Here is a 25,366-nt window from a genome sequence, read left to right as displayed (position 1 = left end):
ACAAGGGTTGAGGGTGCTGTGGTGGGATCTCCGGTGGTGCTCGGCATCGAGTCGTCCTGCGACGAGACCGGCGCCGGGATCGTGCGCGACGGCGAACTCCTCGCGCACGTCGTCGCATCCAGCATGGACGAGCACGCCCGCTTCGGCGGGGTCGTCCCGGAGATCGCGGCCCGCGCGCACCTGCACGCCTTCAACCCGGTCGTACGCCAGGCCCTCGACCAGGCCGGACTGAGGATGTCGCAGCTCGACGCGATCGCCGTCACCACCGGCCCGGGACTGTCCGGCGCACTCCAGGTCGGACTGGCCGGGGCCAAGACCCTCGCCTACGCCCTGGGCCTGCCGCTGTACGGGGTGCACCACCTCGCCGGCCACGTCGCCGCCGACACCCTGGAGCACGGCCCGCTTCCCCAACCCTGCATGGTGCTGATCGTCTCGGGCGGGCACACCTCGCTCCTCCTCGTACGCGACCTCGTGCGCGAACCGATCCTGCACCTCGGGGACACCCTCGACGACGCGGCCGGGGAGTGCTTCGACAAGGTGGCCCGGGTCCTCGGCCTGCCCTACCCCGGCGGCCCGGCCATCGACCGGGCCGCGCGGGGCGGCGACCCGAAGGCCGTCGGCTTCCCCCGCCCGCTCACCGGCGGGCCGCGCGAGGGGGACCCGTACGCCTACTCCTTCTCCTTCTCGGGGCTCAAGACGGCCGCCGCCCGCTGGGCCGAGAGCCACCGGATGCGCGGCGAGGAGCCGCCGGTCGCCGACGGGGCGGCCTCCCTCCAGGAGGCGGTGGCCGACGTGCTGACCCGCAAGGCCGTCGCCGCCTGCAAGGCCCACGGCGTCGGGACCCTGGTGGTCGTCGGCGGAGTGGCCGCCAACTCCCGGGTGCGGGACCTCGCGGAGAAGCGCTGCGCCTCGGCCGGGATCGCCCTGCGGGTCCCGCCGATGACCCTGTGCACCGACAACGGTGCGATGATCGCCGCCATCGGGGACCTGCTGGTCCGCTCCGGCGCGGAACCGGCCCCGTACGAGCTGACGATCGACCCGTCCGCCCCGCTGGAGTACGCCTCCCTGAACCCGAGGGCCGCCGTCCGGGCCGCTTAGCCCGAATCTGCCGGCTCTCCCGGCTCTCCCGGCTCTTCCGTCGCGTCCGGAGCCGCAGGGCGTCAGCCGGTCAGGCACCGGCCGGGGGCCCCGAGCGCAGGGCCAGAGCCGCGCGGTGGCCCTCCGGGACCCGTACGTCCGTCAGCGACCAGCCCGGCAGCCGGGCCGGCTGCGGGCCCGAACCCACGTAGTCCGCGGCCGGGTTCTCCGACAGGCCCACCCCCAGCCCCTTCAGATAGGCCTCCTTGCGGGTCCACACCCGGGTGAAGGCCGGCGGCCGCTCACCGGCGGGCAGCGCCGCGAGCTCCGCGGCCTCCCTCGGGTGCAGCACGTCCGCCGTGTCGGCGATGACGTCCGGCCGCACCACCTCCTCCACGTCCACCCCGACGGGCGCGGACGCGAAGGCCAGCAGGCTGATGCCGGTGCAGTGCGAGAGCGAGAAGTGCAGGGCGCCGCCCGGCAGTACGGGCCGCCCGTGCGGCTCCTCGCAGTGCGAGCAGGGCGCCCGCTCGACGATCACCTCACGGGGGGCCGTCCCCAGGTACGCGCCGAGCAGCCGGCGCAGTGCGACGTGCGCGCAGACGTACGAGTCCCGGTCGGCCGCCCGCGCGAACTCGGCGGCGCGGGCCAGCTCCTGGGCGTCCAGCGTGCCCGGGGCGTGCCGGGCCGCGTGCACCCGGTAGGCGGTGGTGTCCACGAGCCACAGCTGCGGGCTCGCGGCCACCAGCACGGCCCGCTCCGGCCCGGGATCAGACAGCCGCCGCGGGATCAGCGCTCGCCCGGGGGCCCTGCTTCGGGGGGTGGTGGCGAGGGACATGGCGGGACCTCCTCAGACCGAGGCCGGGACCGGCAGTTCCACCGGCGCCGGCTCCTCGGCCCGCGCCGGGTGCCGCAGGGCCAGTACCGCCGCGAGCGGGGAGCCGAAGGCGATGGCCCCGCACACCAGCCACGTGGTCTGGACGCCGAGCACCAGGGACAGCGAGCTGAAGACGGCGATGGACACGGGCGCGGTGCCGATCCCGGCCAGGGACAGCGTGGACATCGCGGCGCCCATCCGGTCCTCGGGGGCGGACTGCTGGTACAGGGTGACGATGGCCGGGCCGTTGAGCCCGGACAGCAGTCCGACCCCGGCCGCGACGGCGGTGAGCGAGGCCACCGAGGGCATCAGGGCCATCACCAGGATCCCGGCGGCGAGCCCGGCGCCGGTCACCACGAGCCGTACGAACATCGGGATCCGGTGCGCGAGCGCCGCGCCCACCGCGCTGGAGCCCAGGGCCCCCACGCTGAAGGCCGCGAGCACCACGCCGACCGCGCCGACGCCCCAGCCGCGTTCGGACACCAGCAGCGGCAGCGCCACCTCGGCCGGCCAGCTGAACGCCATGTCCAGGCACAGGGCCGCGACGAACATCCAGCGCAGCCTCGGGTGCCGGGCCAGCAGCCGGAAGCCGTCCCCGGAGCGCTTCACCAGCGAGACCCCGGGCTCCGGCTCGGGCCGGACGAACCCGTGCGTGACGTGCAGCAGGCAGCCCAGCCAGACGGCGCCGGTGACCGCACCCACGAGCATGGCCACCCACAGCTCGCCGACGGTGATCAGGAAGGCTCCGGCTGGGGCGCCGAGGATGGGGGCGACCCGGAGCACCATGGCGTACAGGGAGTTGGCCCGGGCCAGCTGGTCACCCCGGGCGAACATGGGCAGCAGCACGCCCGAAGCCGGGCCGGCGAGCCCGAGCAGCACCCCCTCGACCAGGGCGATCACCACCAGGGGCCAGAGCTGCGCGGTGGTCGCCGTCACCACCGCTCCCGCGCCGAGCAGTACGACGCGTGCGGCCGTGGTGCGCAGCAGGACGAAGCGCGGCCCGAGGGTGTCGGCCACCGCCCCGCCGAAGATCAGCATGAGGGCGCGGGGCACCGTGGCGGAGAGCATCAGCAGGGTGACGGCGCGGGTGCCGCCGAGCTGGACGGCGGTCCAGTTCATGGCGATGAGCAGGGCGAAGCTGCCGAGCTGGACGGCGGCCTGACCGCCGACGAGGCTGCTGACGCGGCCCCACTGGACCTTCTCGGTACCGGACTGTGCGGGGGTGTCCATCGGGTGCACCTGTTCTGTGTGGAGTTCGGGGACGGGGGAGGGCAGGGGGCGGGGTTCAGTGGGTGCGCAGCGCGGCCCGTACGGCGTGTTCCGCCGCCCGTGCCTGCGCGGCCGGGCCGGGTGAGCCGAAACTCCGCAGCTCCAGGTGGCCCCCGAGGTGGCCGAGGCCTGCCCCGGTCAGCACCCGGGACGCGGCGGCCGAGGCGGCGCCGCTGCCGGGCAGGGGCGTCACCGTGACCCCGGGGAGCTCGGAGAGCCGGAACCGGGCCCGGGCGAAGCCGGGCCCGGGGCGCCGCCCCGGACAGCCGGGCGGACCGTACCGGGCCCGCGTCACGACAGCTCCCCGACCGGGGCCGCCACGGCGGCGGGCGCGGCGGGGTGCTCCGGGGACCACAGGTCGGCCGGGTCCAGATCGGCCGGGCGGTACTTGCCGACCGCGCTGACCAGCAGCCGGACCTCCAGCGCCAGCGCCTCGGCCAGCCGGACCAGTCCCTCGGCGGGGTCCTCGTCCACCGCGAGCAGGGCCGCCCGGCCCAGGCCCACCGCCGTCGCGCCGAGCGCGAGCGCCCGCACCGCGCGGCCGCCCTCCCAGATCCGGCCCGAGGCGAGCAGGTCCCCGGCCCCCGCGGTGCCCGGGCGGCCTATCCGGCGCAGGCATTCGCCGAGCGGCAGGCCCACGCCGTCCAGGAACGCCCGGGGCGCCCAGCCGGTGCCGCCCTCCGCCCCGTCGACGGTGACGGCGTCGGCGCCCGCCGCCCAGGCGGTGGCGGCGGCCCGGGCGATGTCCCGGCCCGGGTGGAACTTCACCCAGGTCCGGGCCAGCGGGAAGTTGTTCCGCATGAACCGCAGCTGCTGGCGGACGATCTCCTCGGTGAAGGTTCCCGGGGTCGCGCACCGCAGCCGCCGCCCGGGATCGTCCAGCAGGTCCCGTACCGCGAACCGCCCGGCCAGCCGCTCCGCTTCGGCGGAGCCGACCACCGTCATCCCGCCGAGCCCCGGCTTCGCGCCCTGGCCCACCTTCAGTTCGAAGCCGAGCCGGCCGGAATCCCGTAGCGGGCGCGTCCCGGGGTCGCTGTACAGCAGGTTCCACACCTCGGAGTCGGCGTCCTCGGTGGACTGCTGCACCACCACCCCGCCGACCCCGTCCGCGACGGCGTCCGCGTACGCCGCCACCCGCTCCAGCAGCGCCGAGTGCGTGCCGTAGCCGTGCACCGGCACCATGTTCTCCCCGACCACCATCGGGATGCCGAGCCGCGCCGCCTGCCGGCCCGCGGCCACGCCGAGGTCCCCGCTGCCCGCCCGGGTGGAGCCGAACGCCGAGAGGTAGAGCGGCAGCCGGGAGGCGAAGCCGCCGACCGGGGTGCGCAGGTCCACGTCCTCGTACGAGGGCTCCCGGCCGAGGTCGATCAGCTTCTCCAGCCGCCTCGGCATGAACACCGGCGGCACGACGCGCAGTTCGTCCAGCGGATCCCGCACCTGGCCCGCCGCCCCGAACAGCGTGCTCCCGTACGCCTTTGCCGCCGGGAACACCTCGGCCGTCCCGGCCCGCGCCCGGGCCCGTACCGCCTCCTCGGGGAAGCCGGGCGCGCCCAGCCCGCCGCTCACGGCGCGATCACCCCCGGCAGCTTCGGGTAGGCGCTGACCTGCCACAGCGCGTCCAGCCCGGTCAGGAAGCGGACCAGCCGCTGGAGCCCCATCCCGAATCCGGCGCTGGGCTCGATGCCCTCGCGGGCCAGCTCCAGGTACCAGGCGTACTTGGCCGGGTTCTCGCCGCTCTCCCGCATCCGGGTCACGATCGCCGCGTACCCGGATTCGCGCTCGCTGCCGCTGACCAGCTCCCCGAAGCCGCCGTGCGCGATCAGGTCGAAGTTGCGCAGCACGCCGGGGCGTTCGGGATCCTCGCGGTCGTAGAAGCCGCGCGAGCCCTTGGGGTAGTCGTTGATGAAGAACGGCCGGTCGGCCTCCAGCGAGAGCACCTTCTCGCCCGCCCAGTCGATTTCGGCGTCCGGGCTCTGCGGATGGCCGCTCCCGAGCAGCCGCGCCACCGCCTCCTCATGGGTGCAGGAGTCGAACTTGCCCTGCCGCAGCTCGGCGAAGTCCAGCTCGTGGCGGCCCAGTTCGCGCAGCACCTGCGGCACGGCCGTCCACACGTGCTCCACCACGTGGGTGAGCAGCCCGGCCGCGACCTCCTGGGCGTCGTCGCGCGTGCCGCCCGCCAGCTCCACGTCGATCTGGTGGAACTCCACCAGGTGCCGGCCGGTCGACGCCGTCTCCGGGGGCTCCACCCGGACGTTCGGCGCGATGTAGAACAGCCGTGGAAAGCCCTTCAGCGAGGCCTGCTTGTAGAGGATCGCGCTGGTCATCAGCTTGTACGGCTGCCCGTAGTAGTCCACGTCCAGCGCCTTGGCGCCGCGCCCGCCCGGGTCGGTGACCGGACCGACCAGCGGCGGGAGCAGTTCCACGAAGTCCTGCCCGCGCAGGAACTCCCGCGCGGCGAAGAGGACTTCCTGCTGCACCAGCATCGCGGACCGCAGCTGCGGGGACCGCAGGTGCTCCCCGAGCGGCGGAGGGGTGAGAGGCTCCATGTCGGCTCCTGTTCGTATCGGTGGGTGGTCGAGGTGATGCGTGTGGTGCGCCCGGCTCGTACGGCAGGTCTTGCTCATGCGGGGCCCGCCCTTCCCGTCGGGCAGGCCTGCGCCCCGGCGTCGTCGTGGCGCCGGGCCACCGCCCCCAGGGCCACCAGCAGCCCGTCCGAGGTCATCGGCCGCCGCCCGCCCGCAGCGGCGTACGGCGCGACCGGCATCGCGCCGACCTCCGACCAGCGCAGCCGCCCGTCCCCGTCGACGAAGCTGCGCGAGCGCCCCGCGTTGTCCGGGTGGAGGCAGTACGGGACGTCGAGCACGCCCCGCGCGAAAGCGGTGCGCAGCGCCCGCCCGAGGTCCTCGCCGAGTTCCAGCACGGCCTCCACGAAGGCCCGGGCCTCCCGGTACACCTCGCTGTCGGCGGGCGGCCCGGCCGGCTCCGCCTCGGCGAGCGCCGCACTGGCCGCCGCCGTCTCCAGGGCCCGTACGTTCTCCAGCACCGTCGGGATCCGGTGGGCCTCGGCGGCCGTCTTCACGATCAGCCGCTGCGCCCCGGCCCGTACGGCCAGCCGCGCCGAGGCCTCCAGCAGCCGGACCGCCCCCCGCTCGGTGTGGGGGAACACCCCCATGTAGGTGTAGAGGACGACGTGCCGGTCGACGGCGGCCGGCAGGAACTCCCCGGCGAGGCGGTGCAGGGCCCGTACCGCCTCGGCGTCCTGCGCGGGGTCGGTCTGCTGGGCGTAGCTGAGGGAGACGCTGCGGATGCCGTGCCGGGCGAAGAACAGCCCCTCCAGCAGGCTGATGGCGACCAGCAGGCCGGGCGGGCAGAGCTGGCCGAGCATGCAGCCGCCGAAGCTCTCCACGTGCGGGGCCCGCGGCGCCGGAACGAGGTCGGCCAGCAGCTCGCAGCAGCGGGCCCAGTTCGCCACGGACTCGGCCAGCGGGGTCCGCCCGTAGGGCAGGCAGTACGAGACCGGCCCGCCTTCGGTGGCGTCCAGTCCGGCGGCGGCCAGTGCCCGCACGATCGGCTCGGGGCGCGAGGAGCCGTGCCGTACCTGGACGGGGAAGGCCGGGCCCAGCACTCCGTCGAGCAGGGCTCGGGTCAGGCCGGCGGGGTGGGTGGCGATCGGGTAGCCGTTGAGCGGGACGCCCTCGGTGAGGGCGGCCCGCGCGGCGGCCTGGTCGCCGACCCGGGTGTAGCTGTCGATGGTGAGCGTGCCGACGGTGGTGGCGACGGCGGACTTGGTGCGCTCCAGGCCGGCCCGCATCCGGCGGGGGTCGCTGAAGCCCATGCGGGGCTGGACGACCAGCTGTCCGGCGGCGGCGGCCTCCGCGACGAAGGCCCCGAACGAGGGTGCGGTGGTGGTGGAGCGGGCCACGTCCGGTGCGGCGAGCGTGGCGGCGGTCATGCCACGGCCCGCGCGGCGGCCGTGGTCGGGGAGGTTGCGGTCAGCGAGGTCAGGTAGGCGCGGAAGGCGTCCAGGTCCCCGTCGTCGAAGACGGCGTCGCAGCCGGCGTCGAGGAGCAGGCCGCGCCGGCGCGGGTCGGCTCCGCCCGCGACGCCCAGTTTGCCGCCGATGACCAGGGGCAGGGTCAGGCCGGCATGCCGCACGGCCCGGACGGCGCTCAGCCCGTCCTGGTAGCCGTGCCCGTTCACACTGCTGATGACCACGAGGCCGGGCCCCTCGGCCGCGCAGGCGGCGGTCAGCAGCTCGTCCGTCACACAGGGCCCCAGATTGCGCACGCGGTGTCCCAGCTCCTCCAGGAAGAGCTGGAGATAGACCAGGTTCCACGTATGGGAATCCGATGCCGTACCCGCCAGCAGGATGTTCACATTCCGTCGTCGCATACGAAGAAATATAGGAAGGGGCAGGCCCGGCGAGAGGAAGTCGGGGCGGCAGTATCGCGGAATTCCGGGCCGGAGGGCGGGATGCGTGTGCGGCCCGTATCGGGGCACGGAAAAACCGCGACCCGCTCTGCGGGCCACGGTTTCCCCGGAATTCCGGACGGTGCTAGGCGTACTGGGCGATCAGGCTCTTGGGGCGGATGTCCGTCCAGTTCTCCTCCACGTACGCGAGGGCGTCCGCCCGGCTCCCCTCGCCCCACACCCGGTCCCAGCCTGCGGGGATATCGGCGAAGACGGGCCACAGGGCGTGCTGGCCCTCGGCGTTCACCACGACGTGGAAGGTGCCCTCGGCGTCGTCGAAAGGATTGGTCATGACAGACTCCTCAATTTCTCGGAAAGGATACGGCCGATCAGTGCGAGGGGGGCCGGCTCTCCCATTCTGGTGTGCGGGACCCCGATGACGTGGTTCTCGACCCGGCCCTCGATATAGGGAATCCAGTGCCGGGCGAGCGTGTTCTGCGTTTCGCCGTCCTCGATCGCCGCCAGGAACAACAGGTCGGTGGCGACCGGGCGCGGCGCGTACAGGTTCATGATTTCGGCGTGGTTGACGGACGCCCCGATCACCGAACGGATCTCCTCGTCGGAGAAGGCGCCGAGCACCGGGTCCTTCAGCCGGACCAGGCCGATGAGCGCGTCCACGTCGAAGGGTGCGTCCTGCGGCTCGTCCGTGGCGTCGCCGACGAGCATGTCCCGCTTCTGCGCGGGGGTCATCCGCCGCCGCTCCGGCTCGGTCGGCAGCAGGTGGACGTCCATCATGGCCAGCAGCTCGGTGCGCTCCCCGAGTTCGGCCAGCCGGACGGCGAGCGCATGCGCGACCGTCCCGCCGAAGGACCAGCCCAGGAAGCGGTACGGGCCGTGCGGCTGGACCTCCCGGATCAGCGGGAGGTAGTCCGCCACCATCTCCTCGACCGTCCCGGGGGAGTGCCCGAGCTCGCTCAGGGCTCGCGCCTGGATGGCGTACAGCGGCTGGTCGGGCCCCAGGTGCCGGACGAGCCCCGCGTACGGCCAGCCCACCCCCGTCCCCGGGTGGATGCAGAACAGCGGCCGCTGTGCGCCGCGGGTGCTCAGCGGCAGCACCACGCCCATCGGGTCGAAGCCGGTGGGCTCGTCGCCCAGCAGCCCCGCCACCGTCGGCGTGCGGAACAGGTCGCGCACCCCGCGCTCCAGCCCGAGCACGGTCCGCATCCGGCTGACCAGGCGCACCCCGAGCAGGGAATGCCCGCCCAGGCCGAAGAAGTTGTCGTCGATCCCGACCCCCTCCACACCCAGGATCTCGGCGAAGAGCCCGCACAGCACCTCCTCGCGCGGGGTGCGCGGGGCCCGGCCGGAGGCCCGTACGGCAGGTGCGGGCGCCGGCAGGGCCTTGCGGTCCGGTTTGCCGTTGACCGTGAGCGGGATCCCGTCGACCACCACGGCCGCCGACGGGACCATGTGCTCGGGGAGTTCACCCGCCGCCCAGCGCAGCAGCTCGGGGCCGGTGAGGCTGTGCCCGGCCCGCGGCACGGCGTACGCGACGAGCCGCTTGCCGCCCGGCCCGTCCTCGAAGACCACCACCGCGACCTGTCCGACGCCCGGGTGCCGGGCCAGGGTCTCCTCGATCTCGCCGGGCTCGATGCGGAAGCCGCGCAGCTTGATCTGGCCGTCGGCCCGCCCGATGAAGCGCAGTTCGCCCTCGGGCGTCCAGTGCACCAGGTCGCCGGTGCGGTACATCCGGCCGCCGTCCGCGGCGAAGGGGTCGGGGACGAACCGCTCGGCCGTCAGCCCCGGCCGGCCGACGTAGCCGCGCGCCACCTGGGTCCCGGCGATGTACATCTCGCCCGCCACGCCCACCGGGACCGGCCGCAGCCGCCCGTCCAGGACGTACACCCGGGTGTTGTCGAGGGCGGCCCCGAGGAAGACCCCGGGAAGGACGCGCCGGCCGGCCGGGATCCGCTGCCGGTGCGAGGCGAAGGTGGTCTCCGTCGGGCCGTAGGAGTGCACGAGCACGGTGTCGGGGCACTGGTCCAGGACCCGCTGGAGGGCGCTCGGGGAGGCCACGTCCCCGCCGGTCCACACCTCGTCCAGGAGCTTGAGGGTGTCGAGGCCCTCGTCCGCCATGATGTGGAAGAGGCCCATGGTGAAGTACGCGGCGGTGACGTCGTAGGTGCGGATCGTGTGGTCCAGCTCCGCGACATCGGTGCCGTCGCCGGGCGCGATGACCAGCTGCCCGCCGTTGAGCAGCGGTACCCACAGCTCGTAGGTCGAGGCGTCGAAGCCGATGGCCGAATGGACCAGCATCCGGCGGTGGCTGGCCAGGTCCCAGCAGCGGTCGGTGACCAGCTCGACGACATTGCGGTGGGTGACGCCGACGCCCTTGGGGCGGCCGGTGGACCCGGAGGTGAACATCACGTACATCAGCGCGTCCTCGCCCACCGCGACGCCGGGGTCGCGGGTGTCCGGACCGGGGGCGGGCTCGTCCACGGCCAGCACGGCCACCCCCGCCGCCCGCTCCTGCCCGACCGCCGCCCCGCCCAGGTGGGCGCGCCGGGTCAGCAGGACCGTCGCCGCCACGTCCTCCATGATCATGCGGATCCGGGCGTCGGGCAGCCGCGGGTCCAGCGGGACGTACGCCGCCCCGCACTTGAGCACGGCCAGCACGGCGACCAGCAGCTCCGGAGTGCGGTCCAGCAGGACGCCGACCGCCCCGTCCCGGGCCACGCCCGCCGCGATCAGCCGGTGGGCGAGGGCGTTGGCCCGGGCGTCCAGCTCGGCGTAGCCGATCGTCTCCTCCCCGTAGGACACGGCGATCCGGTCCGGGGTCCGGCGGGCCTGCGCCGCGAACCGCTCGTGCACCAGCCCGCACACGGCCCGCGGGACGGCCGTGTCGTTGTACTCGGTGACCAGCCGGAACCCCTCCTGCTCCGACAGCAGCCGGATGTCCCCGATCCGCTGGCCGGGATCCTCGGCCACCGCCCGCAGGGTGCGCGCCACGTGCCCGGCGAGCATGGCCGCGACCGGCTCGTCGAACAGGTCCGTCGCGTACTCCAGTACGCCGGCCAGGCCGCCCGGGAGCCCGTCGGCGTCGCGGATCTCGCGCAGCGACAGCGTGAGGTCGAACTTGGTGAACCCCGAGTCCGACCCCAGCGGGACCCCGGCCAGCGCGGCGCCCGGAGCCGTCTGCGGCTCGGCCGGATGCACCTGCACGACCGCCTGGACCAGCGGGTGGTGGGCGGTGGACCGTACCGGGTTCAGCTGCTCGACGACCAGGTCGAAGGGGAGGTCCTGGTGGGCGTACGCGGCCAGGCCGGTGTCCCGTACCCGCCGCAGCAGTTCGGAGAAGGACGGGTCGCCCGAGGTGTCGCAGCGCAGCACCAGCGTGTTGACGAAGAAGCCGACCAGATCGTTCAGGGCCTCGTCGTCACGGCCCGCGACCACCGTTGCGAGCGGCAGGTCGGTGCCCGCGCCGTGCCGGGTCAAGGTGGCCGCCACGGCCGCCTGGACCACCGTGAACAGCGTGGTCCCGTGTTCCAGGGCGAGGCGCTCCAGCCGGGCGTGGGTGCGCGCGTCCAGGGTGAGCGGGGTCGAGGAACCCCGGTGCGAGGCCTCGGCGGGCCGGGTGCGGGCGGGGGTCAGCTCCAGCACCGGAGGGGCGTCCGCCAGCTTCTGCTTCCAGTACGCGATCTGGGCGGCGGCGCCCTCGCCGTCCAGGGCCGCGCGTTCCCACAGGGTGTAGTCGGTGTACTGGACGGGCAGCGGCTCCCAGGCCGGTTCGCCGCCGGCCAGCCGGGCCTCGTACGCCCGCGCCAGATCGGCCAGCAGCGGCTCGGTGGACCAGCCGTCGGCCGCGATGTGGTGCACCAGCAGCACCAGTACCTGCCCCTCCGCGGAGTCGATCAGCGTGGCCCGCAGCGGCAGCTCCGCCGCCAGGTCGAAGACGTGCCCGGCCGCCGCGTCCACCGCCGCGGCCAGGCCCCGCGCCGAGGCGGTCACCAGCTCCAGTTCGGGCCGCGCCGCCTCCAGGACCCGCTGGTACGGCTCCCCGTCCACCGCCGGGTACACGGTCCGCAGCACCTCGTGCCGCCCCGCCACATCGGCGAGGGCCGAGGCCAGCACGGCCGGGTCCAGCGGCCGGTCCAGCCGCAGCGCGAACGGGATGGTGTACGAGCGGCTCGGCCCCTCCAGCTGGTCCACGAACCACAGCCGGCGCTGCGCGTACGACAGCGGGACCCGCTCGGGCCGCTCCGCGTCCGGTACGGGCACCAGCGCGGGCCGCCCGGCCGGCGCGGCCTCCCGCGCCAGCCGCACCGCCAGCTCGGCAGGGGTCGGCGCCAGGAACAGGTCCCGGATCCGCGCCTCCACCCCGAGCACGGCCCGGATCCGGTTGACCAGGCGCACCCCCATCATCGAATGGCCGCCCTCCGAGAAGAAGTTGGCGTCCGGGGCCACCGGCCCGTCGAGCCCGATCACCTCGCCGAACAGCGCGCACAGCACCTGCTCGGCGGGGGAGGGGCGCCCGGCGCGTGCTCGCGGCTGCCCGGCGGCGGGGCGGGCCGCCCTCTGCCGGGCCCGGCGCTCCGCCAGCTCCCGGGCCTCGTCCTCGCGGAGCAGCGGGTACCCGGACGGCCGGCCGCCGGGATCGGCCGCCGCGTGCACGAGGGCCCGTACGAACACGTCCAGCAGCAGCTGCGCCGTCCCGGGGTCGAAGAGGTCCGCCGCGTACTGCCACCAGACCTCCAGCCCGCCGCCCGGCAGCTCCACGCACGACGCGCTGAGGTCGAACTTGGCCACCTCCAGGCCGGGTTCCACGAACCGCCCGGTCAGTGCGCCGCCGCCGAGCGACAGCCGCTCCTCGCCCTGCTCCTGCGCGGTCAGCATCACCTGGAAGAACGGGTTGACGGCCAGTGCCCGCCGCGGGTTCAGGGCTTCCACCAGCAGGTCGAAGGGGAGGTCCTGGTGGGCGTACGCGGCCAGGTCCGCATCCCGGGCCCGGTCGACCAGCTCCGCGTACGCGACGTCGCCCGAGACGTCGGTGCGCAGCACCAGGGTGTTCACGAAGAACCCGACCAGCTCGTCCAGGGCCTCGTCGCCGCGCCCCGCGACGGGAGTGCCGATCGCGATGTCCGTCCCGGCGCCGACGGCGGCCAGGGCCAGGGCCAGGGCGGGCTGGAGCACCATCAGCAGGCTCGCCCCGCGCTCGGCGCCGAGCGCGGTGAGCCGCCGGTGCGTGTCCGCGTCGAGGCGGGCGACGAGGGTGGCCGCGGCCCCGGTGGGCTCGGCCGGGCGCGGGCGGTCCAGCGGCAGGTCAAGAAGGGTCGGCATCCCGTCCAGGGCGGCCCGCCAGTGCTCCAGCAACTCCCCGGGCTGCTCCAGCAGTTCGTGCTGCCAGAGCGTGTAGTCGGCGTACTGCACCGGCAGCGGCTCCCGGGCGGGCGCCCCACCGGCCAGCCGGGCGGCGTACGCCTCCCCGAGATCGCGCAGCAGCGGGCCCACCGACCAGCCGTCGGTGGCGATGTGGTGCGTGAGCAGCGCCAGGGTGGCGGAGCCGTCCCCGGGCAGGAACATCCGGGCGCGGACCGGGAGCTGGCGGCCCAGGTCGAAGGTCCCGGCCGCGAAGCGGGCCACGAGCGCCCCGACCTCCTCCGGCAGGCACCCGGTCACGGTGAGCGGCACCGGCGGGGCCGGGAGCACGTGCTGGTACGGCTCCGAGTCCACCGCCGGGAACACCGTGCGCAGCACCTCGTGCCGCTCCACGACGTCGGCCAGGGCAGCGGCCAGCGCCGCACGGTCGGGGACCGAGTCCAGCCGCAGCACCACGGGCAGGTTGTAAGTGGCCGAAGGGCCCTCCAGGCCCGCCAGGAACCACAGGCGGCGCTGCGCGAAGGACAGCGGCACCCGGTCCCCGGCGGGCAGCACCGCACCGTCGAAGACGCAGTCGGCGTCCGCGGCGCAGCGGGGGCCGCCGGCCGGGTCCCGCAGGGCCTTGCGGTCGATCTTCCCGGAGGAGGTCCGGGGCAGCGCGTCCACCAGCGTCACCGTGCCCGGCACGGCCGCGGCGGGGAGCTCCGCCCCGACGCGGGCCCGCAGTTCGGCGGCGCCCACCTCCCCGTCCGCGACCACGAAGGCGGCCAGCCTCCGGGCCCCGTCGGCCGTCTCCTGCGGGACCACGGCGGCCTCGCGGACCCCCGGGTGCGCGATCAGCACCGACTCCACGGACGCGGGATCCACCCGGTGCCCGTTGATCTTCACCTCGTCGTCGGCCCGCCCCCGGAACCCCAGCTGCCCGTCCGGCCGTAGGTGGACCAGGTCGCCGGTGCGGTACGCGCGGTCCGCGCCCAGCGCGGTGAACCGGGCCCGCGTCAGCTCGGGCCGGCCGAGATAGCCTTCCGCCAGCCCGCCGCCCAGCAGCCACAGCTCCCCGTCCACCACGGCCGCCCGCACACCCGGCAGCGGAGCCCCGATGGGCACCGGCCCGCCCGCGTACCGGGACAGGTCGGCGACGGTGGCCACGACGGTGGCCTCGGTCGGCCCGTAGGTGTTCAGCAGTCGCACCCGGTCCGGGTCCACCGCCCGGCACCACTGCGCGACCCGCTCGGGCAGCGCGGCCTCACCGCCGATGACCACCGTGCGCAGGGAGGGCGGAAGTTCGGCGACCCCGCAGGCCACGGCGTGGGCCAGCTCGTGCCAGTAGGCGGTGGGCAGGTCGAGCACGGTGATCCCGTGCCCGGCGCAGCCCGCCAGCAGCCCCGGCACGTCGAGCATCTCCTCCTCCCGCAGCACCAGGGCGGCTCCCGCGCCCAGGGTCAGGAAGACCTCCTCCACGCTGGCGTCGAAGTGCAGCGGCGCGAACTGCAGCACCCGGTCGTCGGCGGTGATCCCGTACCGGACGCTCGCGCCGGCCACGAAATGGGCCAGCGCTTCGTGCCCTACGACGACGCCGTTCGGCGTGCCGGTGGAACCGGAGGTGTAGATCACGTACGCCGAGCCCTCCGGCACCCCGGCCCCGGGCAGGACGAACTCCCCCTCGGCCAGAGCCGTTTCGCGGCCCGCGCAGTCGGCGAGGATGGCCGCGTTCCGGGCGGCGGGCGCCCCCGGGTCCAGCGGCAGGTACGCGGCCCCCGTCCGCAGCGCGGCCAGCAGGCCCACCACCGCGTCGATGCCCCGGGGCCGGTGGACGGCCACCAGCCGCCCCGGACCGGCTCCCCCGCCGGCCAGTTCGTCGGCGCGGAACGCCACCGCGAGGGCCATCTGCCCGTACGTCATCCGGCGCTCGCCGTGCACCAGCGCGACCCGTTCGGGGTCCTGGGCGGCGATCCGGTCGAGCACTCCGGGTGCCGGGATGATCGCCGGGCCGCCGTCCAGGACGGCGGAGGCGGTGGGGGCGGTCGAGCGCATCGCGGGGCCTCCAGGCGAGGGGTGGGATGCGGAGCGGACTCCGTGACCCCCACGCTAGGCACCGCCCCCGCCCCCGGCGGGCAGTCCCCGGGGCAGCTCCCGCCCGCCGCGCTGCCGCAGCCAACTGCCGCCGGACGCGGGGAGCGGGGCGCCGGAGCGGGCCGTGTCCCCGTCGGCCGAACGCCGCAGCCCGGAGAACCGGGCGTGGGCCCCTGGTTCTCCGGGCAGCGCGGGCGTGGTGCAGCGGTCAGGACTGCCGGACCCGGGTGCCGCCCTGGGTGCGGCGGCGCAGCGTCGGAGCCGGGGCGGCGGCGGGCGCGGCGGGCGCCGCGGACAGGAGGGCTGCCAGACGGGCCGGAGTCGGGTGCCGGAAGACCTCGCGGAGGGTGAGGTCGCGGCCCAGCTCGGCCCGGACCCGGTTGACCAGCCGTACCGCGAGCAGTGAATGCCCGCCGGACTTGAAGAAGTTGTCGTCCGGGCCGATCCCCTCGCGCTCCAGCACCTCCGCGAAGAGCCGCAGCAGCGTCCCCGCCAGGCCGTCACCGGCGGCCGGAGCCGGGCCGGCCTGCCCCGCCGTCCCGGACGGGCCGGCACCGCGGGTCCCCGCCGTCGCACGGGAAGCCGTACCTTCCGCCGGACCCGCCGCAGGCAGCCGCACCGCCGACGGGACCTCGTACTCCGGCAGCCGCTCCGCGGCCCATTCCTGGAGCTCCCCCTCCGTCACCGCCCCCGCCACGTACGCGACCAGCCGGCCCTGCTCCACCCGCGCCTCGGCCCGGGACACCGCCGGGTGTTCCGCCAGCACGGCCCCGACCTGCGCGAGGTCGATCCGGTAGCCGCCGGCCGTCGGCCGCTCGGGGCGCCGGTCGACGGGCGCCCGGAGCTCGCCGATCCGCCGCCCCGGACCGGCCGCGAACAGCTCCAGCGCGTCCACCAGCAGCGAAGCCAGCCGCGCAGCCCCCGAGGGCCCGTACAGGTCGGTCGCGTACTCCAGCACGCCCGACAGGCCGCCGCCCTGCTCCTCGGTCAGCGCGAAGGTGAGGTCCGACTTGGCCGACCGGGACCCGTACGCGAGCTCCGTGCCCGCCAGGGGACCTCCCCCGCCCGCGACCGGCCCGGCCGGGTTCACCTGGAGCATCACCTGCACCAGCGGATGGTGCGCCGAGGAACGGTGCGGGTTGAGGGCCTCCACCAGCCGGTCGAAGGGCAGGTCCTGGTGCTCGTACGCCGCCAGGTCCGCCTCCCTGACCCGGGCCAGCAGCTCCTCGAACGTGGGGTCCCCGGCCGTGTCGGTCCGCAGCACCAGGGTGTTCACGAAGAACCCGACCAGCCCCGACAGGGCCTCGTCGGCCCGCCCCGCGACCGAGGTGCCGAGCGCCAGGTCCGAACCGGCGCCGAGCCGGGTCAGGGCCGCGGCCAAGGCGGTCTGCACCACCATGAACAGCGTCGCCCCGTGGGCGTGCGCGATCCCGGCCAGCCGCCGGCGGGTCTGCGGGGTCACCGCGAAACCGGTGACCGCCCCGCGCCCCGAGGGCTCGGCCGGCCGCCGCCGGTCCGTCGGCAGGTCGATCAGCGGGGGCAGGCCCGCCAGCGCACCCCGCCAGTGCTCCACCTCGGCATCCGCGTTCGCCAGCAGTCTCCGCTGCCACAGCGTGTAGTCCGCGTACTGCACCGGCAGCGGCCGCAGCTGCGGTACGAGCCCCGCGCACCGGGCCTCGTACGCCGCCGCCAGGTCCGCGAGCAGCGGCCCCGTCGACCAGCCGTCGGCCGCGATGTGGTGCAGCAGCAGGACCAGGGTCTGCTGCCCGGCCGCCGAGTCGTCCGGCAGGAACAGCCAGGCGCGCAGGGGCAGGTCCCGCGTCAGGTCGAAGACGTGCCCGGCGGCCTCGTCCACGGCCGCCGCCACATCGGCCGGCCGCCCCAGCTCCAGCTGCGGCCGGGCCCCCTCCAGCACCCGCTGGTACGGCTGGCCGCCCTCGACCCCGTACACCGTGCGCAGCACCTCGTGCCGCTCCGCCACATCGGCCAGCGCCCCGGCGAGCGCCGCCGGGTCCAGCGGCCGCTCCAGCCGCCGCACCAGGGCGATGTTGTAGGTGGCGGACGGCCCCTCCAGCTGGTCGACGAACCACAGCCGGCGCTGCGCGTACGACAGCGGGACCCGCTCGGGCCGCTCCGCGTCCGGTACGGGGACCAGCGCGGGCCGTGCGGCGGAGGCGGCCGTGCCCAGCCGCCGGTGCAGGGCGCTCGCGGTCGGGGCCAGGAACAGGTCGCGGATGCCCGCCTCCACGCCCAGCACGGACCGGATCCGGTTGACCAGCTTGCTCGCGAGCAGCGAATGCCCGCCCGACTTGAAGAAGTTGGCGTCGGCGGCCAGGCTCTCGCGGCCGAGCACCTGCGCGAACAGCCCGCACAGGATCTCCTCGCGGGGGGAGAGCGGCCCCGGGCCGGCCGTCCCGGATCCGCCTTCGGCCGGCCGCCCGACGGCGTGCGCGGCGGCCTCTTCGGCGGCTCGTACGGCGGCTTCTTCGGCGGCCGACGCCAGCCGGTCGCGCCGTTCCGCCAGCCCCTGCCGCTCCGCCGCAGTCAGCAGCTCCAGCCCGTCCAGCCGCGTGTCGGGGGCCGCCGCGAACGCGCGCAGCGCCCGTACGTACACCTCCAGCAGCAGCCGCGCGGTCGGCTCGTCGAACAGGTCCCGCGCGTACTGCACCTGTACGTCCAGCCCGTCCGGAGCGCCGTGCGGGTCCCGCCGCTCGGCGCAGTGGAAGCTGAGGTCGAACTTGGCCGCGCCCAGGTCGGTACTGCCGGCGCGGCCCGGGATGCCGCCCAGCCGCACCCGGTCGTCGGCGGCCTCCTGCACGGTCAGCATCACCTGGAAGAAGGGGTGCTCGCCCAAGGCCCGCCCCGGCGCGGCCAGTTGCTCGACCAGCAGGGCGAACGGCAGGTCCTGGTGGTCGAAGGCGGCCAGGTCCGCGTCCCGGACCCGGTCGACCAGCTCCCCGACGGCCGGGTTTCCGGACAGATCGGTGCGCAGTACGAGGGAGTTGACGAAGCATCCGACGAGCTCGTGCAGATCCTGGTCGGGCCGCCCCGCCACGGGGGTGCCGACGGCCAGGTCCTCGCCCGCCCCGGCCGCGCACAGGGCCGCCGCCAGCGCCGAACGGGCCACCATGAACAGGCTCGCCCGGCGCTCGCGCGCCAGTGCCGCCAGCGCCCGGTGCGCCTGCGGGTCCAGGGCCGCGGTCAGGGTGGCACCCCGGCCCGAGGGCTCCGCCGGACGCGGCCGGTCGGCCGGCAGGGCGGTCCGGGCCGGCATTCCGTCGAGTGCCTTCCGCCAGAAGCCGAGCAGCCCGGCGGGGTCCGCCAGCAGTTCGCGCTGCCAGAGCGCGTAGTCGGCGTACTGCACGGGCAGCGGCGGCCACAGCGGCGCCCGGCCCCCGCACCGCGCCTCGTACGCCTCGCCCAGATCCCGCAGCAGCGGCGCGATCGACCAGCCGTCGGTGGCGATGTGGTGCACCAGCAGCACCAGCACGCTGCTGCCGTCGTCGGGCAGGAACAGCCGGGCCCGCAGCGGGATCCGGGCCGCCAGGTCGAAGGTCTCCCGGCCGAACCGCTCCACCAGCCCGTCCAGTTCCCCGGGCAGGCAGTCGACCACCTCCAGCAGCTCCCCGTACGCGCCGAGCACCCGCTGGTACGGCTCCCCGCCCTGCGCCCCGTACACCGTGCGCAGCACCTCGTGCCGCTCCAGCAGGTCGCCCAGCGCCCCCGCCAGCGCGGCCCGCTCCGGGACACCCTCCAGCCGGAGCACCAGCGGCGCGTTGTACGTGGCCGACGGGCCCTCGATCCGGCCCACCAGCCACAGGGCCCGCTGCGCCGCGGACAGCGGGATCCGCTCGGGCCGCTCGGGGGCGGGCGCCAGGGCGGGCCGCACCGACGCGGCGCCGCCGGGCCCGGACAGGCGCCGGTGCAGGGCGCTCGGGGTCGGCGCCAGGAACAGGTCCCGGATGCCGACCTCCAGGCCGAGCGCACCGCGGATCCGGTTCACGAGCTTGCTGGCCAGCAGCGAATGCCCGCCGCTGCGGAAGAAGTTCGCGTCCGCGGCGACCGCGTCGCGGCCGAGCACCTCCGCGAACAGCCCGCACAGGATCTCCTCCCGGGGCGACAGCACGTCCCGCCGCACCGGCGCGGCGGCCGCCGGAGCGGCCTCCGCGGGGGCGGCGCCGGTCCGCGCCGCCAGCGCCTTCGCCTCCGCGCCCGTCACCAGGCCCAGTTCGCCGAGGCGGGCGCCCGGACGGCCGGCGAAGGCCGCCAGGGCCCGTACGTACACCTCCAGCAGCAGCCGGGCGGTGTCCTCGTCGAAGAGGTCGGTCGCGTACTGCAGGGCGATCTCGATCCCGTCGGGCCGCCCGGCGGCGGTGTGCCGCTCCGCGCAGTACCAGGTGAGGTCGAACTTCGCCGAATCAAGACCCACCTGGGCGAGCCGGCCGGTGATCCCGCCGCCCAGCGGCACCGGCCCGGCGGCCTCGCCGCCCGGGTCCACGGTCAGCATCACCTGGAAGAACGGGTGGTGGCCCAGCGCCCGTTCCGGGGCGAGCCGCTCCACCAGCAGGTCGAAGGGGAGCTCCTGATGCTCGTACGCGGCGAGGTCCGCATCCCGGACCCGGTCCAGCAGCTCGCCGACGGCCGGATCCCCCGACAGATCGGTGCGCAGCGCGAGGGAGTTGACGAAGAACCCGACCAGCTCGTACAGGTCCTCGTCGGGACGGCCCGCGACCGGGGCGCCGATCACCACGTCCTGGCCCGCTCCCACGGCGGACAGGGCTGCCGCGAGCGCCGCTCTAGCAGCCGTCGTCAGGCTTGTACGGTGCGCACGGGTCAGGGCGAGCAGTCCCCCGTGTGCCGCCGCGTCCAGCCGGGCCGTCACCATGGCCCCCCGTCCAGACGGCTCGGCGGGACGCGGCCGGTCCGCGGGCAGCGCGATGACCGCGGGCGCGCCGTCCAGGACGGCCCGCCAGTGCTCCAGCTGCTCGGCCGCCAGACTGTCCGGGTCCGCGGGGTCCCCGAGCAGCTCGTGCTGCCAGGCGCTGTAGTCCGCGTACTGCACGGGCAGCGGCTCCCAGCCCGGCTCCCGCCCCGCCAGACGGGCCCCGTAGGCCGCCGACAGGTCGCGCAGCAGAGGGCGTACGGACCAGCCGTCGGTCGCCACGTGGTGGATCAGCAGAACCAGTACCGAGGTCCCGTCACCGGGCCGCAGCAGCCGGGCGCGCAGCGGCGGTTCGGCGGTGATGTCGATCGCCTGCCGGACGAACGCGCCGACCGCGGCGTCCAGGCCGCCCGGCGCGCACTCCTCGGTGGTGAGCCGGGGAGCGGCGGCCGGGTCCAGCACCAGCTGGTGCGGTTCCGCGTCGGCTCCGGCCGGCAGCACGGTGCGCAGCACCTCGTGCCGCTCCACCACGTCGGCCAGCGCGGCGCCGAGCGCCGCGGCGTCGGGCTCGGCGTCGAGGTGCAGGACCACCGGGGCGTTGTACGTGGCGGAAGGTCCGTGCAGCCGGCCCAGGAACCACAGCCGGCGCTGGGCGAACGACAACGGGATCACGGTCATGTCCTCAGCTGTCCTGGCGCGAAGCGGCCGGGCTTGCGGCGGCCGCGACGAGCGTGTCGATGTGGGAGGCCAGGTCCCGCAGGCGCGGGTTGGCGTACACGGCCTTCACCGGGAGGGCGACGCCCAGCTCGGTCCGGACCCGCGAGACCAGCTTGATCGCGAGCAGCGAATGCCCGCCCAGCTTGAAGAAGTTGTCGTCGGGGCCGACACTCGGGGCGCCCAGCACGGCCGCCCAGACCCCCGCGATCAGCTGCTGCGAGTGGGTCAGGCCCCCGGTGGCCGGCGTTGCCGCAGCGGCGGCGGGTGCGGGGTCGGGCAGCGCGGCGCGGTCGGTCTTCCCGTTGGTGGTGGTCGGGAAGCGGTCCACGGCCACGAAGGCCGCCGGAACCATGTACGCCGGCAGCGCGGCCGCCAGCGCCTCGCGCAGCGCGGCCTCGGTGACCGGCTCCACGGCCCGGTGGTAGGCCACCAGCCCGGGCGCCCCGTGCACCTCGTCCCGCAGCAGCACCACGGCTTCCGCGATGCCCGGGACCGCGGCCAGGGCGGCCTCGATCTCCGGGAGTTCTATCCGGTGCCCGCGCAGCTTGACCTGCCCGTCCGCCCGGCCGAGGTAGCCCAGCCGGCCGCCCGGCAGCAGCCGTACGAGGTCGCCCGTACGGTACATCCGCCCGCCGCGGCCGCCGGGCTCGGCCACGAACCGCTCCGCCGTCAGCCCCGGCCGGCGCCGGTAGCCGCGGCCCACCCGCGGGCCCGCCAGGTACAGTTCGCCGCCGCCGCCCTCCGCGACCGGGTTCAGCCGCTCGTCCAGCACCCGCATCCGCAGGCCCGGCAGCACGCTGCCGATGTGCGGTTCGTCGGCCGGGTCGATCCAGCCCGCCGTGGCGTCCACGGTGCACTCGGTGGGCCCGTACACGTTGACCGTACGCAGCACCCCCGCCGCGCCGCGCTCCCCGAGCCGCCGCCACAGCGCGGGGCCGACCGCCTCGCCGCCGACGAGCAGGGTCAGCGGGCGCGGGCCGCCGTCCGCGGTGATCAGGTCGAGCAGCGGATCGGCGTGCGAGGGCGTGATGTCCAGGTCGGTCAGGGCCTGTTCGTCGATCAGCCGGGCCAGCAGGGCCGGGTCCGCGCGGGTCTCCTCGTCGATCATCACCAGGGTGTCGCCCCGGCAGACGCGCACCCACTGCTGCACGGAGGCGTCGAAGGACGGCGAGGCGTTCCAGCCGACCCGCCCGGCCTCGGTGGCGGCGATGCCCGCGCCCTCCAGTTCGGCGAGCAGCGCGGACGCCGCTCCCCGGCCGATCTCGACGCCCTTGGGCCGGCCGGTGGAGCCGGAGGTGTAGATCACGTACGCGAGGGTGTCGCCGGACACGGCGACCGGGGCGAACGGCCGGTCCTGCGGGCCCGGCGCGGTCAGCCCGGTCACCGCCAGGTGCGGTACGCCGCCGGTCAGTGGCTCCGCGCCGGGCACGGTGACCACCAGGTCGGCGCCCGCGTCCTCGACGAGGTAGCGCCGCCGCTCGGCCGGCAGCTTCGGGTCCACGGGCAGGTACGCGGCCCCCGCGCACAGGGTGCCGAGCAGCGCGGCGACCAGCTCCGCACCGCGTGGCAGGCAGAGCGCGACCACGCTCTCCGGGCCGATGCCGCGCGCGGTGAGCCGGCCCGCGACCCGCATCGCCTGGGCGCGCAGCGCGCCGAAGCTCAGCTCGCGGTCGCCCGCGACGACGGCGGTCCGCCCGGCGGGCACCACGGCGAGCCGGTCGAGGAGGTCGGTGTGCGCCGGCAGGGTGCGCGGACGCTCGGGAAGTACGGCGGTCACGGCGGTCACTCCCCGGCGGATGCGGTGTGGACGGTGGTGGAGGGCTCGGTCGCGGGGGCGCAGTCGGCCAGTGCGACGGGCTCGCCCATGGCGACGAGGATCTTGCGGTCGCCCTTGAAGGCCTCGCGGCCGTGCGCGCACAGGATGTTGTCGACGAGCATCAGGTCGCCGGGCTGCCAGGTCTCCCGTACGGTGACCCGGTCGTAGACGGCGTTGATCGTGTCCACCTCGGCGTCGGTGAGCCGCGAACCGTCGCCCAGGTAGGTGTTGAAGGGCAGCCCGTCCTCCCCGTACGTCTCCACCAGCACCTCGCGGACGTCCGGGTCCAGGGTGCGGCTGTTCCAGAAGGCGAAGTGGTTGAACCACGTCCGCTCACCCGTCGCCGGGTGCGTGACGATCGCCGAGCGGCGCTGCCGGGTGATCATCGAGTCCCCGCCGTCGACCCACTCGTAGCCGACGGTGTTCTCCTCGCAGTACGCCTCTGCCACCGCCTTGTCCTCGGTCGCGAACGTCTTGTACCAGGGCAGGCCGGCCAGCTCCGAGTAGTTCCGTACGAGCAGCCAGCCGGCCCGCTCGAACCGCTCGACGAGCTCTCGCGGCAGCAGGCGCAGCGCCTCGCGCATGTCCCCGACGGTGGTGGCACCGCCCTCCTCGGGGGCGGTGACGCAGCCGAAGAGCAGCACGCCGGGGAAGTCGAGGGTGTAGCTGTTCTCGTTGTGCAGCCGGATCGGCTGGACGGCCGGCAGGTCGGTGGAGGAGAAGACGCCCTCACCGAAGTCGGTGCGCGGGGTGGCCTTCTCCTTGTAGCCGGCCCGCTGCCGGATCAGGGCGTCGCGGGCGGCGGCGAAGGAGGCCGCGTCGCTGACCGGCAGCCCGCGCAGCAGGACGGCGCCGGAGCGGTGCAACTCGGCCTGGATCGCCGAGCGGTGGGCGCTCAGCCAGGCCACGGAGTCCGCCAGGCCGGCCCCGGCAGGGGTGTGGACGACGACGGGCTTGCCGGGCTCGCGGACCGGGCTGATCCCGGCGGGGACGGATGCTTCTGCCAGCGTGGTCATGGAAGGTCCTTAGGAGGGTGCGGAGTCGAGGGCGCGGAGTGCGGAAGGCCGGCGGGCGGGATCAGGCGGCGGCCGGGGCCTGGGCGTGACCCCCGACGACCGAGGCCAGCACGGCGAAGAACTCGGGCAGCCGGCGCTGGAAGTAGAAGTGGCCGCCCGGCAGGACGTACGAGCTGAACTCCCGGTCGGTGATCTGCGCCCAGCGGCCCAGCGAGGCGGCGGGCGCGACCGGGTCGGCGTCACCGCCGATCACCGTCACCGGGCAGTCCACCCGGGCCGCGGACTCCTCGCAGCGGTACACGTCGTCGATGGCGAAGTCGGCGCGGATGGACGGCAGGATGATCTCACGCAGCTCCGGCTCGTCGAGGATGCCGTCGTCGGTGCCGCCGCGCTGCTTGATGGCGGCCACCAGCTCGTCGTCGTCCAGCAGCTCCGGGTACACGGCGGCCGGGTTGGCCAGGAACGGCGCCCGGCAGGCCGAGGCGACCAGGGCCCGCGGGGTCCGGCCGGCCGCCTGGAGGCTGCGTACCACCTCGAAGGCGACGAGCGAGCCCATGCTGTGCCCGAGCACCACCAGGTCGTCGGTGACCCCGGCGGGCAGCGCGGTCACGACCGGCCCCGCCAGGTCGGCGATGTCCCGCGGCAGGTCCTCGGCGAAGCGGGCGCCGCGGCCCGGGTACTGGCCGATCAGCAGCCGTACGTCGGCGGGCAGGTGCGCGCGCCACTCGGCGTACGCGTGCGCGTTGCCGCCGGCGTGCGGCAGGACCAGCAGCGTGGTGCGCTGCGGACCCTCGCCCGGCAGGTCCCAGACCACGTCGTCGGGCGCGGGGGTGAAGGCCGGGGGCTGGTCGTTGCTCATGAGGAACTCCGTTCCTGGTCGGGGGTGCGCCGGCGCAGCGAGGGCCGGGCTCGCCGGGGCGGGGAGGCGGGGCCGGAGGGGCCCCGCAGGGTCTCGATGTGCTGCGCGAGAGTGGCGGGCGTCGGGTGCTGGAAGACGTCGCGGAGGGTGAGGGTCACGCCGTGGGCGGCGCCGATCCGGTTGGTGAGGCGGGCCGCGAGGAGGGAGTGGCCGCCGTGGTCGAAGAAGTTGTCGTCGATGGACAGCGGCGAGGGCGTGCCGAGCGCCTCGCTGAAGTACGTGCGCACCGACTCCTCGAGCGGGTTCCTGGGTGCCCGTCCGCCGGGGGTGGTCACGGCCTGGGGCTTGGGCAGGGCGGTCTTGTCGATCTTCCCGTTCGGGGTCAGAGGCAGCCGGTCCAGCATCACGACGAAGGCCGGGACCATGTGGTCGGGCAGGAGCGTGCGCAGCCACAGGCGCACCTCCTGCGGGGTCAGCTCGGCGGTGGTCACCACGTAGGCCGTGAGCTGCGGGGTGTTGCGGTGGTCGGGGTGGGTGGCGAGCGTGGCCTGGGTGATGTGGGGGTGGGTGGTGAGGACGGTTTCGATTTCGGTGGGTTCGATGCGGAAGCCGCGGATTTTGATCTGGGTGTCGGTGCGGCCCATGTAGTGGAGGTTGCCTTGGGTGTCCCAGTGGGCCTGGTCGCCGGTGCGGTAGAGGCGGGAGCCGGGCGGGCCGTAGGGGTTGGGTACGAAGTGCGCGGCGGTGGTCGCGGGTTGGGCGAGGTAGCCGTGGGCCAGGCCGTCGCCGGTCAGGTACAGCTCCCCGGTGGTGCCGGGCGGGGCTGGCCTGAGGTGGGCATCGAGCACGTAGGCGTGTTTGTTGGTGAGGGGGCGGCCGATGGAGACGGTGGTGGTGGGCTGGGTGGTGGGTTGGATGGTGTGGGTGGTGGTGAAGCCCATGGATTCGGCGGGGCCGTAGCCGTTGGTGATGGTGAGGGTGGGGTGGAGTTGGT

The 25,366-nt window shown here is 75.3% G+C and carries 15 protein-coding genes; 1 reads left to right on the top strand and 14 read right to left on the bottom strand.

The features are described from left to right. Positions 1–21: 21 nt before the first annotated feature. Positions 22–1,098 carry a tRNA (adenosine(37)-N6)-threonylcarbamoyltransferase complex transferase subunit TsaD gene (gene tsaD, locus ACZ4TG_RS37160; protein ID WP_468172524.1) on the top strand — a complete coding sequence of 359 codons (1,077 nt, stop codon included), beginning with the start codon at positions 22–24 and terminating at the stop codon, positions 1,096–1,098. Between the two features lie 70 nt (positions 1,099–1,168). Here tsaD and ACZ4TG_RS37155 read toward each other — a convergent pair whose 3' ends face one another. From ACZ4TG_RS37155 to ACZ4TG_RS37090, 14 genes are all read right to left on the bottom strand, one after another. Then, a complete protein-coding gene (locus tag ACZ4TG_RS37155) occupies positions 1,169–1,915 on the bottom strand; it encodes a 4'-phosphopantetheinyl transferase family protein (protein WP_468172521.1) in 747 nt (248 codons plus the stop codon). Positions 1,916–1,927: 12 nt separating this feature from the next. Continuing rightward, entirely contained in the window at positions 1,928–3,184 is a 1,257-nt protein-coding gene (locus ACZ4TG_RS37150) for an MFS transporter (RefSeq protein ID WP_468172518.1), read from the bottom strand. Between the two features lie 55 nt (positions 3,185–3,239). Continuing rightward, on the bottom strand, positions 3,240–3,518 hold the full coding sequence (locus ACZ4TG_RS37145) for a hypothetical protein (RefSeq protein ID WP_468172515.1): 279 nt from the start codon (positions 3,516–3,518) through the stop codon (positions 3,240–3,242). Beyond that, positions 3,515–4,789 (bottom strand): glutamate synthase-related protein, encoded by a 1,275-nt coding sequence (locus ACZ4TG_RS37140; RefSeq protein WP_468172512.1) that lies wholly within the window; start codon positions 4,787–4,789, stop codon positions 3,515–3,517. The genes ACZ4TG_RS37145 and ACZ4TG_RS37140 overlap by 4 nt, the downstream gene beginning before the upstream one ends. Further along, a complete protein-coding gene (locus ACZ4TG_RS37135) occupies positions 4,786–5,769 on the bottom strand; it encodes an asparagine synthetase A (protein WP_468172509.1) in 984 nt (327 codons plus the stop codon). Before ACZ4TG_RS37135 ends, ACZ4TG_RS37140 begins: the two co-directional genes overlap by 4 nt. Before the next feature lie 74 nt (positions 5,770–5,843). Then, on the bottom strand, positions 5,844–7,175 hold the full coding sequence (locus ACZ4TG_RS37130) for a methylaspartate mutase (protein ID WP_468172507.1): 1,332 nt from the start codon (positions 7,173–7,175) through the stop codon (positions 5,844–5,846). Beyond that, complete coding sequence (locus ACZ4TG_RS37125) at positions 7,172–7,615, bottom strand: cobalamin B12-binding domain-containing protein (protein WP_468172505.1); 444 nt, start codon at positions 7,613–7,615, stop codon at positions 7,172–7,174. The genes ACZ4TG_RS37130 and ACZ4TG_RS37125 overlap by 4 nt, the downstream gene beginning before the upstream one ends. 163 nt (positions 7,616–7,778) lie before the next feature. Further along, positions 7,779–7,985, bottom strand: coding sequence for an MbtH family protein (locus tag ACZ4TG_RS37120; protein ID WP_468172503.1), 207 nt, complete (start codon positions 7,983–7,985; stop codon positions 7,779–7,781). Next, positions 7,982–15,043 carry an amino acid adenylation domain-containing protein gene (locus tag ACZ4TG_RS37115; RefSeq protein WP_468172501.1) on the bottom strand — a complete coding sequence of 2,354 codons (7,062 nt, stop codon included), beginning with the start codon at positions 15,041–15,043 and terminating at the stop codon, positions 7,982–7,984. Before ACZ4TG_RS37115 ends, ACZ4TG_RS37120 begins: the two co-directional genes overlap by 4 nt. Positions 15,044–15,290: 247 nt before the next feature. Further along, a complete protein-coding gene (locus tag ACZ4TG_RS37110) occupies positions 15,291–20,642 on the bottom strand; it encodes a condensation domain-containing protein (RefSeq protein ID WP_468172499.1) in 5,352 nt (1,783 codons plus the stop codon). Positions 20,643–20,646: 4 nt separating this feature from the next. Beyond that, a complete protein-coding gene (locus tag ACZ4TG_RS37105; protein ID WP_468172497.1) occupies positions 20,647–22,458 on the bottom strand; it encodes a non-ribosomal peptide synthetase in 1,812 nt (603 codons plus the stop codon). Positions 22,459–22,463: 5 nt separating this feature from the next. After that, a complete protein-coding gene (locus ACZ4TG_RS37100; RefSeq protein WP_468172495.1) occupies positions 22,464–23,513 on the bottom strand; it encodes a TauD/TfdA family dioxygenase in 1,050 nt (349 codons plus the stop codon). Positions 23,514–23,574: 61 nt separating this feature from the next. Next, positions 23,575–24,372, bottom strand: a complete 798-nt coding sequence (locus ACZ4TG_RS37095; RefSeq protein WP_468172493.1) for a thioesterase II family protein — start codon at positions 24,370–24,372, stop codon at positions 23,575–23,577. Continuing rightward, on the bottom strand, positions 24,369–25,366 hold a 998-nt coding region (locus tag ACZ4TG_RS37090), incomplete at its 5' end, for a non-ribosomal peptide synthetase (RefSeq protein ID WP_468172490.1). The genes ACZ4TG_RS37095 and ACZ4TG_RS37090, both read right to left, overlap by 4 nt.

Source organism: Streptomyces sp. NPDC028314, assembly GCF_055565795.1.
The sequence above is the reverse complement of the archived record's forward strand: the minus strand, read 5'-3'. Positions and strand labels throughout refer to the sequence as shown.

Bases quoted from the DNA above. Each gene is read 5' to 3' on its own strand.
- ACZ4TG_RS37155 (WP_468172521.1), bottom strand. From the start codon at position 1,915: ATGTCCCTCGCCACCACCCCCCGAAGCAGGGCCCCCGGGCGAGCGCTG.
- ACZ4TG_RS37150 (WP_468172518.1), bottom strand. From the start codon at position 3,184: ATGGACACCCCCGCACAGTCCGGTACCGAGAAGGTCCAGTGGGGCCGC.
- ACZ4TG_RS37135 (WP_468172509.1), bottom strand. From the start codon at position 5,769: ATGGAGCCTCTCACCCCTCCGCCGCTCGGGGAGCACCTGCGGTCCCCG.
- ACZ4TG_RS37130 (WP_468172507.1), bottom strand. From the start codon at position 7,175: ATGACCGCCGCCACGCTCGCCGCACCGGACGTGGCCCGCTCCACCACC.
- ACZ4TG_RS37125 (WP_468172505.1), bottom strand. From the start codon at position 7,615: ATGCGACGACGGAATGTGAACATCCTGCTGGCGGGTACGGCATCGGAT.
- ACZ4TG_RS37120 (WP_468172503.1), bottom strand. From the start codon at position 7,985: ATGACCAATCCTTTCGACGACGCCGAGGGCACCTTCCACGTCGTGGTG.
- ACZ4TG_RS37115 (WP_468172501.1), bottom strand. From the start codon at position 15,043: ATGCGCTCGACCGCCCCCACCGCCTCCGCCGTCCTGGACGGCGGCCCG.
- ACZ4TG_RS37110 (WP_468172499.1), bottom strand. From the start codon at position 20,642: ATGACCGTGATCCCGTTGTCGTTCGCCCAGCGCCGGCTGTGGTTCCTG.
- ACZ4TG_RS37100 (WP_468172495.1), bottom strand. From the start codon at position 23,513: ATGACCACGCTGGCAGAAGCATCCGTCCCCGCCGGGATCAGCCCGGTC.
- ACZ4TG_RS37095 (WP_468172493.1), bottom strand. From the start codon at position 24,372: ATGAGCAACGACCAGCCCCCGGCCTTCACCCCCGCGCCCGACGACGTG.